Here is a 16,188-nt window from a genome sequence, read left to right as displayed (position 1 = left end):
AAAAGGAATATGCAATTAGTCAATTATATCTAAGATGCGCTATAATGTGTACAGTTAATAAGTGGAGGTAATATTTTGATTACATTAAAATCAGAACGTGAAATTGAAGGCATGCGCAAATCGGGCGCTTTACTGGCACAAACGCACTTAGGCTTGCGTAAAATTATTAAACCAGGTATTTCAAGCATGGAAATTGAAAATTTTGCCGATGATTTCATTACTAAAAATGGTGGCGTTCCTTCTGAAAAAGGCTTTGAAGGTTATCAATTTGCAACTTGTGTCTGTGTCAATGACGAAGTAGCTCATGCAGAACCACGGGAAAAATTAATTTTAAAAAATGGTGATATCGTCAAAGTTGATATGACTGTTTCATTAGATGGATACCAAAGCGATTCTTGTTGGACCTATGCAGTTGGGGAAATTTCTGTGGAAAATCAACATTTGATGGATGTAACTAAAAAAGCACTTTATTTGGGGATTGATCAAGCGGTTGTCGGTAATCGGTTAGGTGATATTGGCTGGGCAATTCAACATTATGTTGAAGATCAAGAGCATATGGGAGATGTCCGCGACTTAATTGGACATGGGATTCAGCCAACAATGCATGAAGCCCCTAATGTGCCTCATTATGGTGAACCAGGTAAAGGATTGCGCTTGCGAGAAGGTATGACAATTACTATTGAGCCGATGGTCAACCTCGGTACTTGGGAAATTAAGAGTAAGTTTACGGATGAAGATTGGGAATATTTTGTTTCAGCAGACGGAACCACATCAGCACAATATGAGCATACTTTGGCAATTACCAAAGATGGTCCTAAGATTTTGACTTCCCAAGATCCTGAATTTGATAAAAAATATTTATAAAAGCTGATGCCAATGACAACTAATTCTCAGATACCTTTGTTTCGGACTAATCAAACTTTCTGGAAAAAATTACAAGGATTCGGCCAATTAGTAACACAAAAAATAAAAAATGGTAATTTAAGTTTATCTTCGAAGGCGATTGTCTATTATAGTTTATTGTCTTTTTTTCCATTAATTTCGCTATTGGGTAGTATAATTCCACTTTTACATTTGGATGTGCAGGTAGTACTTAATTATCTGCAAATTTTAACCCCGCAAAAATTACAACAATTGCTAGAACCATTAGTAGTGCAACTATTAACCAAGCGCAGCGGTGGTTTGTTATCTTTTGGTATTTTAGGTACACTTTGGACTAGTTCAGGAGTTGTCAATATTTTACGGCGGAGCGTTAATTATATTTATGGATTTGATAATGAAAAGCTTTATACACAAACTGATCAATCATTAGTTAATAATATTTTGTTACGAATAATATCAGTTTTACTAACAGCGTTATTTATTATCGTTTTAGTTTGCTTGTTAATCGCATTAGTATTAGGACAACAAGTTTTAAATTGGATTAAGCCCATTTTTTCTTGGGTACCTAATTTTTTAACAGCTTTTTTGTTTTGGAAGTGGCCGATCACTATTTTAACGTTGGTAGCTGTAATGGTAGTTGCGTACTATTTATTACCTAATCTACATGTCAAAATCCGTTATATTTGGCCAGGAGCAGCTTTTTCGGCTGTGGGGTTCATTATTTTAGTCCAGTTTTTCTCATTATATTTACATTATTTTGGACGACGATGGAATTCTTATGGTACGATTGGAACTTTCTTTATTCTAATTTTGTGGCTTAATTTTGTCGGTTATATTTTTTTGATTGGAGCAGCTTTAAATGCTGCTTATACCGAAGGTTGGATAGGTGAAATTCAACAACAAAAGCGACTGCAATTTTTATCTAAAAAATAAATTTACCCGCCATTGGTAATCGTTTTATTGTATGATAGAGATAGAATTAATTTAATGTATGAGAGGATTAATTATGCAAAAAGTTAGAAAAGCTGTGATTCCAGCTGCAGGATTGGGAACACGTTTTTTGCCTATTACTAAAGCTATGGCCAAAGAAATGCTGCCCATTGTTGATAAACCAACTATCCAATTCATTGTTGAAGAAGCCAAAGCTTCTGGCATTGAGGATATTTTAATCATCACGGGTAAAGGCAAACGACCAATTGAAGACCATTTTGATTCGGCACCAGAATTAGAGCAGAACTTGGCAGCTAAGCACAAAGACGCTTTATTGAAGGTAGTGCAAGATACTACTAATATTGGAGTGCATATGTACTTCATTCGCCAAGCCTATCCTAAAGGCTTAGGAGATGCTGTACGCTTAGCGAAGTCTTTTATTGGCGATGAGCCTTTTGTAGTCATGCTCGGTGATGATGTCATGAAAGATAAGGTTCCTCTGACAAAACAGCTAATTAATGATTATAATGAGACTCATGCTTCGACACTTGCCGTTATGCAAGTACCCAAAAAAGAAGTTTCCAAGTATGGAGTGATTGCACCTGATGGTCAAGCTAAAAAGGGCTTATATCGGGTGAAGAATTTTGTAGAAAAGCCTGCTGTTGATAAAGCTCCCAGCAATCTAGCAATTATTGGTCGTTATTTATTAACCCCGGATATTTTTGATGTTTTGGATACACAAAAGCCTGGTGCCGGTGATGAAATCCAATTAACTGATGCGATTGATCGCTTAAATACTACGCAACGGGTTTTTGCTCATGAATTTACTGGAGAACGCTTTGATGTAGGTAACAAGTTTGGTTATATGCAGACAAGCATTGAATATGGTTTAAATCATCCCGAAATCAAAGATGAATTACGTCAATATATTATCGATTTAGGACAAAAACTTTCACAGAAAACAAAGTAATTACTTTAAATAGACTTGAACGCCGGCGAAGCGAATGCCAAAGATTTGCTGGCGCTTTTTTTGATTTTGGACCCAAATAATTGCCGCTGCAGGACATTGTTTCAGTAAAACTACTAATTCCCATGCTTTTAAAGTCTTATGAGAATGATAATTGAGATTTAGTAATACTGAATGATTTTCATTAGTTACATCTGATGATATACTAGAGATTCCGAGAAGACGCTTTTTAGAGTCTTCAAAAAATATTTGGTTGTTTTGCTTTACATCAGCAAGTAATTTGATTAATGTTTGAACATCCATAATAAGTCCTTTCAAAATAATTAAATAAGAGGTGCTAGTATTTTGACAGATCAACAAGTTGTGATAGTTGCTGCTTATCGTAGTCCAACAGGAAAGTTTTGGGGACAGCTGCAGCCTTTAAATTCAGTTCAACTGGCTTCCCAATTAGTTAAACAAATTTTAAACCGAGTTGCCATTAATTCTCAAATGATTGATCAAGTAATTTTAGGCAATGTCTTAGCAACCGGTGCTGGTCAAAACATTGCGCGACAAGTGCAACTTAATGCGGGGCTAGATCAATCAAAAACAGCAATGACTATTAATCAAGTTTGTGGATCAGGTCTCAAAGCGATTCGCTTAGCACAAGCAGCATTAGTCATGGGAGATGCGCAAGCAGCAATTGCGGGAGGAGTCGAGAGTATGTCTAATGCTCCTGCTTTTGCAGCGCGTATCAGTAAAAATAATTTTGCGAATGAGTGGCAAGATAGTTTGCAAGAAGATGGGCTTAAAGATGCTTTTGGACATTATGCCATGGGTGTAACTGCGGAAAATTTAGCTCAAAAATTTCATATTACGCGCCAGCAACAAGACAAATATGCTTGGCAATCGCAACAGCGTGCATCTTTTGCGCAAGAGCAGGGATGGTTTAATGATGAAATAATACCAGTGGTTAACTTAAATTATGACGAACCTGTTCGGTCTAACTCAACCTTAGAATCATTGGCTAAGTTAAAACCAGTTTACCAAACTCAAGGCAGCGTGACGGCAGGTAACTCATCACCTCTAAGTGATGGGGCTTCAGCTTTAATTTTGATGACGAAAAAGCAAGCTCAAAAGTTGCAGTTGCAGCCTTTAGCACAAATTGTAGGTTATCAAGAAGTAGGATATCGTCCTGATTTGATGGGCTATACGCCAGTAATTGCAATTCAAAACTTGTTGGCTCAAACTCATCAACAAGTGAGCGATATTGACTTATTTGAGGTTAATGAAGCTTTTGCAGCGCAAGCCTTAGTTGTCCAACAAGAATTAGGGATTGATAATCAACGTTATAATATTAGTGGTGGAGCTTTAGCTTTAGGACATGCTTTAGGTTCATCTGGAAGTAGAATTGTGACGACTTTAGTACACAATTTAAAGCGAACACGACAACAATATGGCATTGCTGCTTTGTGTATTGGCGGCGGTCAAGCAATTGCACTGGAGGTCGAGAACTTACAATGACCAAGTTATATGAAATGACCACAGCACAACGTTTAAAACAATTACAAATGGAAGGCTATTTGACCCAATCTGATATGGAATTATTGCAGACAAATTCTGCATTACCTGCAACAATTGGAAGTCATTTAGTAGAAAACTATCTGGGAAATTTTGCACTGCCGTTTGGTGTGGCCAATCATTTTCTAATTAACCAACAAGATTACTTAATTCCAATGGCTACTGAAGAGCCATCAGTAATTGCAGCTGCAAGTAATGCGGCTCAACGTGTTGCTCGTAGTGGCGGATTTCAAACTCAAGTTTTTCGCAATGGTCTTCAAGGCCAAATTGTGTTTCAAGGTCACTTGAAAGATAAAACTAGTTTTTTGCAGCAACATCACAATCAAATTATGACAATTGCCGATCAAGCACATCCAACGCTGCAACAACATGGTGGTGGGTTAAAAGATATTAATATTAATAATTATAAAGATTTTGTAGAATTTAATCTGTTGATTAATCCAGCAGAAGCAATGGGTGCCAATGTAGTTAATACTATTTTAGAAGCCGTAGCTCATTATTTACAGCAACAATTGCCTCAATTGGATTTATTAATGGCGATTTTGTCTAATCAAGCGCCTCAACAAATCGCCAGTGCCAGTGCCCAAATTGATTTTGAACAATTAGCCACTTCACAATATTCGGGCTATCAAGTAGCTCAGCGGATTGTAGCGGCTAGTGAATTTGCCCAGATTTCTGCAGCTCGAGCAGCTACGCATAATAAAGGGATAATGAATGGCGTTATTGCCACAGTGTTGGCAACTGGCAATGATACGCGCAATATTAATGCAGCTGTTTATGCAGGTTTAAATCAAAGCCAGAAAACTTTAAGTGAATGGCAAATCCACGATCAAAAATTGGTTGGTAATATTCGACTTTCCTTGCCTTTAGGTAGTGTTGGTGGTGCAATTTCAACATTACCAATGGCGCGATTAGCTATGCGGATTTTACAGCAGCCCTCAGCTACCCAATTAATGGGAATTGTTGCGACTGTTGGCTTAGCTTCCAATTTGGCAGCTTTACGAGCGTTAGTAACTCAAGGAATTCAAGCAGGTCATATGAACTTACAGTGGCAAAGTTTAGCGATTATGGCCGGTGCTAAGGCTGATGAGATTGCTCCCATCGTTGCTTATTTAAAAGCTCATCCTCAAGTGGCAAATCTCGCCAATGCCCACAAACAATTAGAGCAATTACGAAAGGATAAATAAATGACAGTTGGAATTGATAAAATTGGTTTTTATACACCTCAGCAATATTTAGATTTAATTGACTTGGCTCATGCTCGCCAAGTAGATCCTAATAAATATTTAATAGGCATCGGTCAACAACAAATGGCAGTAGCTGATTTAGATCAAGATATTGTAGCCATGGCCGCTAATGCTGCTGAAGAAATTTTGACTACTGCCGATCGCCAAGAGATTGGTTTATTGATTGTAGCCACAGAAAGTGGTGTGGATCAGTCCAAAGCAGCTGCATTATTCGTGCAGGAATTATTACACATTAATAATAATATTCGGGCTTTAGAAGTCAAAGAGGCTTGTTATGGCGCAACTGCTGGTTTACAGTTTGCTTATGATTTTGTGAGTTTACATCCAAACCAAAAAGCCTTGGTGATTGCTGCTGATATTGCTCGTTACGGTCTGCAAACTGCAGGCGAAGTAACTCAAGGTGCAGGAGCTGTAGCAATGTTAGTCAGTCAAAATCCACATATTTTGGCTTTAGAAAAAGAATCCATTTATCAAAGTCAAAATGCAGGGGATTTTTGGCGCCCAAATTATTCACAACAAGCTTTGGCACGGGGAAAATATTCTGAAGAATTATACTTACAAATGTTTACCCAAATTTACCAGCAGGCAGATTCTTTAATTAGTAAAGAGTCGCTAGCGGCCTTATTATTTCATATTCCGTTTTCTAAAATGGGCCGTAAGGCTTTACAAACGCTCAAAACTAAAATTTCAGATGGTGATTATCAGCGTTTATTAAGCCGTTTTGAAAAAAGTATTATTTATGGACAAACAGTAGGTAATATTTATACGGGATCTTTATATTTAAGTTTGCTGTCTTTGTTAGAAAATGATGATAGTTTGCAAGATAGTGAGCGGATTGCCTTATTCAGCTATGGTTCTGGGGCAGTAGCAGAATTGTTCTTTGGGCATTTGCAGCCTCATTATCGTGATTATTTGAACGCTACTGAGCATCGCCAATTACTAGATGAGCGCCAGCGACTAAGTGTAGCTGAATATGAGGCAATTTTTAAAAAGCAGTTAGTTACCGATGGATCCTGTCAGCTGATTAGTCCCGTACGAGCTGCTCAACATTATTTGAAAAAAGTTGATCAACACGAAAGATTTTATCAATAAAACGCTTGCAATAATTATTTGAGAATGATACTATAAAGGCGTGGAAAGATGATTAGCCTACCTGCAACTGTATGGTTTAGATATCGTAAGGTATTTAATTAAAAGGTTATTGATTCAAATCGGATTAAAGAAATATTATTGATGGAGATGATCGTCTGAATAGACAGATTGTTGTAAATAATAAGATGTTTTCATTAAAGTGACAATAATTTGAATAGAGGATGATCCTGAATATCAGACATCAAAATTTCTTATATAAACATGGCGTCATTGAGATGATTTCATCTAGTGTAATAAAGGGTGTAGTGTTACTGTTCGGATAAGAGGCAGTTGCCTATCATCTAAGCCACGTAATTAAGAGCTGTGACTAAGTTCACAGCTCTTTTTATAATTAAAAAGAAACACCCCCACTAACTCATATGAGTATAGGGGTGTTTTTAAATTTTATTTTCTGATTAATTTTGCGACTACTTCAACATGAGGAGTTTGAGGAAACATATCTAAAGGCTGCAACCATTGAACTTGATAAACTTTAACAAGCTCTTTTAAGTCACGCGCCAAAGTGGACGGATTACAAGAAATATAAATAAACTTTTGTGGTTGTGATTGATTGATAAAGTTAATAAATTTAGAATTTAAGCCAACACGCGGTGGGTCAACTACTAAAGCAGTGGGTTTAATACCTTGCTGCAGCCATTGGGGATACAACTCTTCTACAGCACCAACTTGATAACGGACATTATTGAGTTGATTTTGTTGGACATTTAAATTCGCATCTTCTACTGCTGCCGGAATAATCTCACCGCCGATGACTTGTTGAACTTGTTCTGCCAGACTAATACCAATAGTACCAACACCTGCATAAGCATCAACAACAATATCAGTAGCTTGGGGATTTAAGGCTGTGATAGCAGTTTGATATAATTTGGCAGTCTGCTCAGGATTTAATTGAAAAAAAGCAGCTGGAGATAGATTAAACAACTTGTTACCAATTTTTTCTTGCAGATAGTCTTTACCCCAGAGAATGTTAGTTTCATCTCCCCAAAGCGGTCCATCATCTTTAGGATTAAAGTTTTGAGCAATTGAAATAACTGCTGGGATTTGTTCATTAATTGCCGCAATTAACTGGCGCTTATGGGGTAATTTACGGGAATTCGTAATCAAAGTTAGTTGGGCTTGTTGAAAGTGAACGGATTCGCGAACAACTAAAGTTTTAATAATACCTGAATGTTGTTCCGGATTATAAATTGGAATTTCTAAAGCTTGAATAATAGGTAATAATAATTTTAAAATTTTTAAAGTTAAAGGACGTTGGGTGGGCATATTTAAAGAATCAACAACTTTTTGGGTGCCTGTTTGATAAAGACCACAAATTAGTTGATTGCCGACTTGTCGTAATTGAAATTGGGCTTTATTGCGGTAATGCCAAGGATGATTAGCGCCAATAGTTGGTTTAACTACATAAGAATGATAACCGTCTGGGCGAAAATGGCGTAATGCTTCAGTTACCATCAGTCGTTTATACTTTAATTGCTGGGGATAACGTAAATGAGCTAATTCCAAGCCGCCTACTTTGCCCAAGAGTTGTGGAGGATTAGGATTACGCAACTTACTCGAATTAATAATTTTAATTAATTTAGCCCGCAAAAAATTATGACTAATTGTGGTAATTTCACTTAAGATGACCTCACCAGGCAAAGCTTGGGGGATAAAAATAAGCGTATTTTGGTAATAAGCAATTCCTTCACCATTAATTCCCATCCGCTTAATGGTAAGCTTTAAACGAGTACCAACTTTAATAGTGTTTTGAGTATTTTTCAAAAAAATCTACCTTATTTCTGCTATGATATTATTTAGTATAGCATGAGGAGGCCAGCATGGCTAAAATTACTAAAATCAGTACCCAAAGGCGCAAAGAACGTTATAACATTTATCTTGATGGCCAATACGCTTTTCCTGTAAGTGAAGCAGTTTTAGTAAAATATCGTTTGGCTAAGGGACAAGAACTAGATCAAACTTTAATTAATCAAATTCAAAAAGCCGAAGACCAAGCCAAAGCCTATGTCCAAGCATTGAATTATTTGAGTTATCAATTACGCAGTGTAGCCGAATTAAGTGATCATTTACAAGAATTAGGCATTGATACTGTCACAATTGAGCAGGTCATCGCACAATTAAAAGAACTGAATTATCTGAATGACCAAGAATACGCTCAGAGCTTTGTGCGCACAGCCATCAAAACTACTGTAGATGGTCCACAAAAAATTAAACATAAATTGCAACGCAAAAAAGTTGCGGAGTCCGAAATAATCAAGGCTTTAAAATTATTTACACCAGAATTAATGCTTGACAATGCTACTAAGTTAGCCATCAAAACGCAACATCAAACCCGCCAACAACCCTATCGAGCCCAGTTGAATAAAATTCGAGAACGTCTGCATGCTACAGGTTATCCTGCAGAAATTATTACGCAGGCTGTTTCAGCAATTAATTTACAAATTGATCCGGAACACGAGCAAAATGTTATTCAAACAATCGGTCAAAAACTTTGGCGACGGTATCAAAAACAACCAAACGGTCAACAAAAGTTATATGCGGCCTTAGCACGTCGAGGATTTAACAGTGATGATATTCATAATTTTCTGCAAGATTTAAATTAATAGTGGCACAGAGCTTGAGCTTTGATATAATCTAATTGCAGGAGAAATTTGAAAGCTGGGTCAAACTATGCAAGTTCCTAAAGAAGGAGATTACATAGCAATCCAGAGTTATAAACATGATGGTCATTTGCATCGTACTTGGCGTGATACCATGGTCTTAAAGACCAGTGAAAATGAAATCATTGGCTGTAATGACCATACGTTAGTTACGGAGTCAGATCGACGTCACTGGTATACTCATGAAACGGCGCTGGTTTATTTTCACCGACATTATTGGTTTAACATTGTGACGATGTTGCGTGATAATGGTCCGTCGTATTATTGTAACTTAGCGACACCGTTTGTTCTTGATAAAGAAGCCTTGAAATATATTGATTATGATTTAGATGTCAAAGTATTTCCCGATGGTGAGATTCGGCTGTTAGATGTTGACGAATATGCAGCACATCGACATTTGTGGCATTATTCAGATACAATTGATGATATTTTGAAGTATAGTACCGAAACTTTAATTAGCTGGATTAGAGAACAAAAGGGGCCTTTTTCACCTGGTTATGTTAGTCTTTGGCAAGAACGTTATCAAGAATTGTTGCATCGTGATTGATGGATTAGCTATGGAAAAAGAGCAGGGATTTAATCCTTGCTCTTTTTTATCCTAGCTTTTTTTGGTTGAATTTACTTGCTCATGATGCAACAGCCACTGCTTGCGTTCTAAACCACCAGCATAACCTGTTAACTGTCCCTGACTGCCGAGGACTCGATGGCAAGGAATGATAATCGAAATGGGATTATGTCCAATCGCTTGCCCTACAGCACGCGTATAATTGAGATTACCTAATACTTGAGCAATTTGGCGATAATTCCATGTTTGACCATAAGGAATTTGCATTAAAACTTGCCAAATCTGTTTTTGAAAATCAGTCCCTCTCGGATTTAAATTCCAAGAAGTAATCTGGGGTTGATTTCCCATAAAATAACTATGAAGCCAAGTTTTGGTAGCTTTTGTAATATTGTTTTCTTGGTTGGCGATACTTTCTAAGTTAAAGCCATACCCGAAATATTTTTGCTGTTCCATCCATAAGCCTAGAAGTTGATTGTGATTAGCAACAATCACTAAGCGACCTAATGGAGAATTCATCTCTTGTTTAAATAGTGGAGAATTCATTTTTGCTCCGGATCAATACTTAGGGTACTGTATTCAAGATTAGATGCTAATACTAGAGAAATGATCAAGGCCGTAATAATCCAACCAGCTAGGGTGCCTAATATTTGATAAGGGGCAAAGAAATAATGAATTAATTTAGCAAAGATAATTGTAAACACAAAATCAATCGCAAAGTTCCAGTAAAAATTACTAGAATTGTAGTCTAAAATATTAAAAAAATTAATTAAAGACCGTAAGTAGCGATTGGTAGTTTGCTTGGCAATGATGCTGATTGGCCGGTGGGCAATTGACTTTACAGCAACCATTAAGATAGCCCCAATAAGCGCACAAATACCCAAACGCCACCAACTATTATAGTGATTAATTAGGGCACCATAACCTGTGCCAATTAAAGAAAGACACAAAAAATACGGAATGATAAAGAGAAAAGTATAAATAACAAAAACTTTTTTATTTGACATAGTAAATTCCTTTCGTCATTATTATAACTTATCTATCAGGATTAGGTGAGCAAAAGCATACAAAGAACAAAATTTTTGATATAATTTTAAACAGTATGTTAAATGAGGCGAAAATTAATGAATCAGCAAAAATTACAACAAGAAGTTGCGAATAGACGCACTTTTGCGATTATTTCGCATCCAGATGCCGGAAAAACAACCATTACTGAACAAATGTTACTTTTTGGTGGGGTAATCCGTTCTGCCGGTACAGTCAAAGGGAAAAAGACTGGGAACTATGCCACCTCTGATTGGATGGAAATTGAGAAAAAAAGAGGAATTTCCGTTACAAGTTCCGTAATGGAATTTGATTATCAAGGTAAGCATGTTAATATCTTGGATACACCTGGACATGAGGACTTTTCTGAAGATACCTATCGAACCTTGATGGCAGTGGATGCTGCTGTTATGGTAATTGATTCTGCTAAAGGTATTGAAGCGCAGACCAAAAAGTTATTTAAAGTGGTTAAACAACGAGGAATTCCAATTTTTACTTTTATGAATAAGTTAGATCGTGATGGTCGCGAACCACTGGATTTAATTGGTGAATTGGAAGATTTGTTGAATATTGAAGGTTGTGCAATGAATTGGCCAATGGGCAGTGGGAAAACTCTGAAGGGAATATACGATATTTATCATAATCGCATTGAACTGTATCGTCAAAAAGAAGATGAACCTCAATTTGTGGAGCTTGATCAAGAGGGCCATTTGCCAGCAAATCATCCCTTGACGCAAGATAGTATTTATCAGCAGACCTTAGATGAAATTGGATTAATTAAGGGGGCTGGCAATCAGTTTGATCGTGATAAGATTGCCCAAGGTAAACAAACCCCTGTGTTCTTTGGCTCAGCTCTAACTAACTTTGGGGTGCAGACTTTCTTAGATGAATTTTTACAATTAGCGCCTGCTCCTAGCGCACATGAAATGACGGATGGCACTACTTTATCTGCGACAAATCCGCAATTTTCAGGATTTGTCTTTAAGATTCAAGCTAATATGAATCCTAAACATCGTGATCGGATTGCTTTTGTACGTATCGGCTCGGGTGAATTTGAAAAGGGCATGGATGTAACCTTACAGCGGACACAGAAAACCTTACGACTTAACAATGCTACCGAATTCATGTCTTCTCAGCGTGAACAAGTAAAAACAGCTGTTGCCGGTGATATTGTCGGCTTGTATGACACTGGTAATTTTCAAATTGGGGACACTATTTACAGTGGTAAACCGCAACGCGAATATCAGGCTTTACCGCAATTTACACCAGAATTATTTATGGAAGTCACTGCTAAAAATGTCATGAAGCAAAAATCCTTTCATAAAGGGATGCAACAGCTCGTGCAAGAGGGTGCAGTTCAATTATATCGTAATTATCAAACTGGTGATTATATCTTGGGAGCTGTGGGACAGCTGCAATTTGAAGTTTTTAAATTTCGTATGCAAAATGAATATAATACTGAAGTAATTATGAAGCCAATTGGTTCGCGAATTGCACGCTGGATTGATCCAGAACAATTAGATACAACAATGTCATCATCTCGTAATTTATTGGTGAAAGATTTAGATGATCAGCCACTATTCTTATTCGAGAATCGATTTGCGGAAAATTGGTTTAAGGATAAATATCCTGATGTTAAGTTAACAGCAAAATTATAGATATTGAACTTCAAGACAGTAACATCAGTTAGATATCCAATTTTAAAATTAAACCTTTGAATCCAAGTTATTTACTTGGATTATTTATTGGTGGAGGCTATTATGCCAATTAAACTTTATTTAATGCGTCATGGACAAACTCAGTTAAATCAAGCTGGCCTCGTCCAAGGGGTCACTGATGGGTGGCTCAATACCAAGGGAATTCGTCAAGTACAGGCAACGGCTGTTGATTTTCAACAGCGAGGACTTCATTTTGATTTGGCTTTTAGCAGTCCCAGCCAACGTGCGCGGCAGACGGCCCAAATTGTTTTGGCTGCGGTTAATCCAGACTTGCCAATCCAAACTTTAACACAACTAAGTGAAGTTAATTTTGGTAATTATGAAAGTCAATTGGAAAGTGATTTAGCTGCTGACCTATTGCACAAGTTAGAATTTCAACCCCAGCAGCTGCAAATATTTATTCAACAAAACGGCTGGTCCAAGACCTTAGAGCTTATATTGGATACTTTGAGCGACTTAGATCAAACAGCTGAAAATTATCAAATGGTAATAAGCCGTTTACAAGTTGCAATGCAAATGATAATTCACCAAGCTTCCAGGCAGTCAGTTCAACAGGTTTTAATTGTAGCGCATGGATTAAGTTTATTAGTTTTATTGTCTATCTTGGATAATTCGGTAATATTGCCTCAACAGGGCTTAGATAATGCCAGCGTATCACAAGTTGATTATGAAGATGGCATTTATCAAGTTGTAAGTATTAACAATACAAGGCTACAACAATAAATAAAATAATGAAGAATCAAATCTATCATCAGGATTTGATTCTTTTTTGTTTTCTAATAATTATTGACATACAATATTATACGGTATATAGTATTGGCGAAGATAATTTAGTTGTTGGAGGAGTAAGATGAATCAAGAAATTGAAGCTTATATCAACGAGCTTTCTGCTAATTTACAAGGATTGCCTGAAGATGAGCGCCAAGAAACAGAAGAGTTTTATCGTGAATACTTACTTGATGGTAAGCTATATTCGCGCTCATCTATTGAGCAAAAGTTGGGAACATCCCAACAATTAGCCCGGAAAATTTTGGCCGATTATTCTTTGAATTTAGATGAGCCACCTACACATCCAATTAATCATCAACGTTCGCAATCAGATTTACGAGCAGTGTGGTGGATTATTTTAGGTATATTGGCAATGCCAGTAGGTATACCCATATTAAGTGCCTTGTTAGGAATTATTGTAGCTACTATTAGTGTTATTTGTGCTTTAATTATTGGTTTTTGGGGATTAATTTTTGCTTTAGCTGGTATTGGTCTGACAATTGTGGTCAAGGCAATACCGTTACTATGGACACAATGGCAAGTTGGCTTATTTTATACCGGATGTGGTTTAGTCGCTTTAGCACTAGTAGCTTTAATAGTTCCGATGTTAATTAACTTAATTCGAATAGTTATAGATGCTAGTTTTCAGTTAATTCGTAGATTGGGGCATAAGGTCTTTAAAAATCAATATTATCAAACTGCTAATAAGGAGAAGCATCAACAATGAAAAAATATTATGTAACAGTATTAACAGTTTTAACTATTGGAGTTTTGATGATTTCGATTGGTTGGATAAATGGCGGCAGTCAAATGAAAACTTGGGATTGGGATTTTGTGGGAGCCATCGAGTCCAGCAAATCTCAAAAAGGTCAGCATTACCATCTACAAGGACGTTTTAATAAAATTAATATTGATGTGTATGACGCTGATGTTAAGATTCAAACCGGTGCAAAATTTAGTGCAGAAATTATTACTGCTGATAAAGACACCACGTTGCAGTCTCACATTCAAAATCAAACTTTAAATATTGCTCAATCAGAATCGCACAAAAAACTTCTGACGAATTTCAATTTGGGCTGGGCCAAAACTAACCAAACACAAATTAACATTACTGTCCCTAATAAATCAGCACTTAACCAAATTGTGTTTGATAGTACTGATACACATGTGCAATTAAAAAATTTAATAATAGATACAATTGCTTTAGATAATGAAGATACCACATTAACAATGGCAAACGTGATAGTGAAGCAGAAGATGGTAGCAAATGACGGAGATGTCAAAGGACAAATCAATAATTGCCGCTTCAATCATTTAAAGGTAGATTGTGGAGATACAAATTTAAAAATCAATAAATCACATATCAATAGTTTTATTAGTGATACAGGTGATGCCAAATTTTATATTGATAATTCGATAATTGCTAATTGGAATTTAGATAGTGAAGATGTAGATATGCTATTAACTAATAGCACGCTACAACATAATAATTCGATTGATGCCGAAGATGTCAATATGAAAATAAGAAATATTAACCGTGATTTGAGTTATCATCTTAGCGGTGATGATTCTAATATTCATTACTATAACCAACATAGTGATGGTACTTTTGTAAAAAATAATAGTAAGAAAAATCGTTTGGCAGTAAATGGTGAAGACCTTGATGTATCAATTAAGTAGAAGGTGGAATTAATGAATTTAATTATGCAATTCCCCTTTTTAAAGGAGACGAACTAAATGGCAATTCAGATTTCTTCTGAGATATTAGAGGGGGTTGTTTTATCAGCGCTGAAACATGACGATTTGTATGGCTATGCCTTAACACAGCAAGTGCAATCGGTGTTTGATATTTCAGAATCAACTATTTACCCCGTTTTGCGTCGTTTGAAAAAGAATAAATATTTGACTACTTATGATCAACCTTACCAAGGACGCAATCGCCGCTACTATCAATTAACGGATTTGGGCCGTCAACGGTTAAATACTATTGTTAATGAATGGCATGATTTCTATCAAAAAGTCAATCAGGCCTTGGAGGATGATAATAAAGATGACTAAAGAGATTGAAAAATATATTACAGAATTAGATGCCCATTTATCACGATTACCGGCCGAAGAACGTAGGGAAGTTGAAGAATTTTATCGAGAATTTTTATTAGATGCCAAATTGCATAATCGCTTTGACATTGAACAAGAGTTAGGAACCCCCAAACAACTAGCCCACAAAATTATGGCTAATTATTCTCTAAATCCTACAGAAGAGGCAGTTACTGATAATAATTCTCATATTAAATCTAGACAAGATGTGCGTGCTATTTGGTGGATTATTCTAGGCATGTGTGCAGTACCCTTAGGCATACCATTATTATTTGTTTTGCTAGGAATTATCTTATTTTTATTTGTTATCAGTGTAGTAGCAGTGAGCCTTTTTGTAGCCTTTTTTGTAGCCGCTTGTTCAATAATTTATAAAGCGCTACCGCTTATTTCTACTGCTAATTGGGCAGTTGGATGGTTTTATACCGGGGCAGGTATTATCTTATTAACTGTTTTATTTATGATATTGCCGCTTGTTTTGAGAGTGGGACGCTGGTTAATTGCTTTAGGCGCCCAAGCAGCACGGTGGTTAGGTAGAAAAGTTTTCAAAAATCATGAATACCATAAAAAAATATAAAGGTGAACAAATATTACGAGTAAAGAAGGA

General features: G+C 36.4%; 18 protein-coding genes. 14 read left to right on the top strand and 4 right to left on the bottom strand.

Annotated features, from left to right (window positions below):
* Nucleotides 1–75 precede the first annotated feature (75 nt).
* The 3 genes from map to galU all read left to right on the top strand — a co-directional run bounded on the left by map (nt 76) and on the right by galU (nt 2,782).
* The gene (map, locus tag DS830_RS05115; RefSeq protein WP_118908498.1) at nt 76–864 is read left to right on the top strand and encodes a type I methionyl aminopeptidase; all 789 of its coding nucleotides are present in this window, start codon (nt 76–78) and stop codon (nt 862–864) included.
* 6 nt (nt 865–870) lie between these two features.
* Nucleotides 871–1,815: a YihY/virulence factor BrkB family protein gene (locus tag DS830_RS05110; protein ID WP_118908497.1), complete on the top strand. Its 945-nt coding sequence runs from the start codon at nt 871–873 to the stop codon at nt 1,813–1,815.
* A gap of 73 nt (nt 1,816–1,888) precedes the next feature.
* Nucleotides 1,889–2,782 carry a UTP--glucose-1-phosphate uridylyltransferase GalU gene (gene galU / locus DS830_RS05105; protein WP_118908496.1) on the top strand — a complete coding sequence of 298 codons (894 nt, stop codon included), beginning with the start codon at nt 1,889–1,891 and terminating at the stop codon, nt 2,780–2,782.
* Here the strand turns inward: galU and DS830_RS05100 are convergent, their stop codons facing one another.
* On the bottom strand, nt 2,783–3,082 hold the full coding sequence (locus tag DS830_RS05100; protein WP_118902769.1) for a hypothetical protein: 300 nt from the start codon (nt 3,080–3,082) through the stop codon (nt 2,783–2,785). It abuts the gene before it with no gap.
* A gap of 42 nt (nt 3,083–3,124) precedes the next feature.
* Between DS830_RS05100 and DS830_RS05095 the strand changes: the two genes are divergently transcribed.
* Genes DS830_RS05095 through DS830_RS05085 form a run of 3 tightly spaced genes read left to right on the top strand, consistent with a single transcriptional unit; the run spans nt 3,125 to nt 6,678 of the window.
* Nucleotides 3,125–4,282, top strand: coding sequence for a thiolase family protein (locus DS830_RS05095; protein ID WP_118908495.1), 1,158 nt, complete (start codon nt 3,125–3,127; stop codon nt 4,280–4,282).
* A complete protein-coding gene (locus DS830_RS05090) occupies nt 4,279–5,526 on the top strand; it encodes a hydroxymethylglutaryl-CoA reductase, degradative (RefSeq protein WP_118908494.1) in 1,248 nt (415 codons plus the stop codon). Before DS830_RS05095 ends, DS830_RS05090 begins: the two co-directional genes overlap by 4 nt.
* On the top strand, nt 5,527–6,678 hold the full coding sequence (locus DS830_RS05085; RefSeq protein ID WP_118908493.1) for a hydroxymethylglutaryl-CoA synthase: 1,152 nt from the start codon (nt 5,527–5,529) through the stop codon (nt 6,676–6,678).
* Between the two features lie 444 nt (nt 6,679–7,122).
* Here DS830_RS05085 and rlmD read toward each other — a convergent pair whose 3' ends face one another.
* Nucleotides 7,123–8,499: a 23S rRNA (uracil(1939)-C(5))-methyltransferase RlmD gene (gene rlmD, locus DS830_RS05080; protein WP_240366787.1), complete on the bottom strand. Its 1,377-nt coding sequence runs from the start codon at nt 8,497–8,499 to the stop codon at nt 7,123–7,125.
* 56 nt (nt 8,500–8,555) lie between these two features.
* Here rlmD and recX point away from each other — a divergent pair, with 56 nt between their 5' ends.
* Both recX and DS830_RS05070 read left to right on the top strand, forming a co-directional pair.
* Entirely contained in the window at nt 8,556–9,338 is a 783-nt protein-coding gene (gene recX, locus DS830_RS05075; protein ID WP_118908492.1) for a recombination regulator RecX, read from the top strand.
* 67 nt (nt 9,339–9,405) lie between these two features.
* Nucleotides 9,406–9,942: a DUF402 domain-containing protein gene (locus DS830_RS05070; protein ID WP_118902754.1), complete on the top strand. Its 537-nt coding sequence runs from the start codon at nt 9,406–9,408 to the stop codon at nt 9,940–9,942.
* A 51-nt stretch (nt 9,943–9,993) separates the two neighbouring features.
* Here DS830_RS05070 and DS830_RS05065 read toward each other — a convergent pair whose 3' ends face one another.
* Together DS830_RS05065 and DS830_RS05060 are read right to left on the bottom strand one after the other, a co-directional pair.
* Entirely contained in the window at nt 9,994–10,503 is a 510-nt protein-coding gene (locus DS830_RS05065) for a methylated-DNA--[protein]-cysteine S-methyltransferase (protein WP_118908491.1), read from the bottom strand.
* Complete coding sequence (locus tag DS830_RS05060; RefSeq protein ID WP_118902748.1) at nt 10,500–10,964, bottom strand: hypothetical protein; 465 nt, start codon at nt 10,962–10,964, stop codon at nt 10,500–10,502. Before DS830_RS05060 ends, DS830_RS05065 begins: the two co-directional genes overlap by 4 nt.
* 117 nt (nt 10,965–11,081) lie before the next feature.
* Between DS830_RS05060 and DS830_RS05055 the strand changes: the two genes are divergently transcribed.
* From DS830_RS05055 to DS830_RS05030, 6 genes are all read left to right on the top strand, one after another.
* Nucleotides 11,082–12,659: a peptide chain release factor 3 gene (locus DS830_RS05055; RefSeq protein WP_118908490.1), complete on the top strand. Its 1,578-nt coding sequence runs from the start codon at nt 11,082–11,084 to the stop codon at nt 12,657–12,659.
* A gap of 102 nt (nt 12,660–12,761) precedes the next feature.
* Nucleotides 12,762–13,442 carry a histidine phosphatase family protein gene (locus tag DS830_RS05050; RefSeq protein ID WP_118908489.1) on the top strand — a complete coding sequence of 227 codons (681 nt, stop codon included), beginning with the start codon at nt 12,762–12,764 and terminating at the stop codon, nt 13,440–13,442.
* A 127-nt stretch (nt 13,443–13,569) separates the two neighbouring features.
* Nucleotides 13,570–14,214: a DUF1700 domain-containing protein gene (locus DS830_RS05045; RefSeq protein WP_118908488.1), complete on the top strand. Its 645-nt coding sequence runs from the start codon at nt 13,570–13,572 to the stop codon at nt 14,212–14,214.
* The gene (locus DS830_RS05040) at nt 14,211–15,167 is read left to right on the top strand and encodes a DUF4097 family beta strand repeat-containing protein (protein WP_118908487.1); all 957 of its coding nucleotides are present in this window, start codon (nt 14,211–14,213) and stop codon (nt 15,165–15,167) included. The genes DS830_RS05045 and DS830_RS05040 overlap by 4 nt, the downstream gene beginning before the upstream one ends.
* A gap of 57 nt (nt 15,168–15,224) precedes the next feature.
* On the top strand, nt 15,225–15,545 hold the full coding sequence (locus DS830_RS05035) for a PadR family transcriptional regulator (RefSeq protein WP_118908486.1): 321 nt from the start codon (nt 15,225–15,227) through the stop codon (nt 15,543–15,545).
* Nucleotides 15,538–16,158, top strand: a complete 621-nt coding sequence (locus DS830_RS05030) for a DUF1700 domain-containing protein (protein WP_162887526.1) — start codon at nt 15,538–15,540, stop codon at nt 16,156–16,158. Before DS830_RS05035 ends, DS830_RS05030 begins: the two co-directional genes overlap by 8 nt.
* The last annotated feature ends 30 nt before the right edge of the window (nt 16,159–16,188 follow it).

The organism is Bombilactobacillus bombi (assembly GCF_003522965.1).
In the GTDB taxonomy this organism is placed as follows: domain Bacteria; phylum Bacillota; class Bacilli; order Lactobacillales; family Lactobacillaceae; genus Bombilactobacillus; species Bombilactobacillus bombi.
Note: the sequence above shows the minus strand (reverse complement) of the source record. Positions and strands in the feature narration are given on the sequence as shown.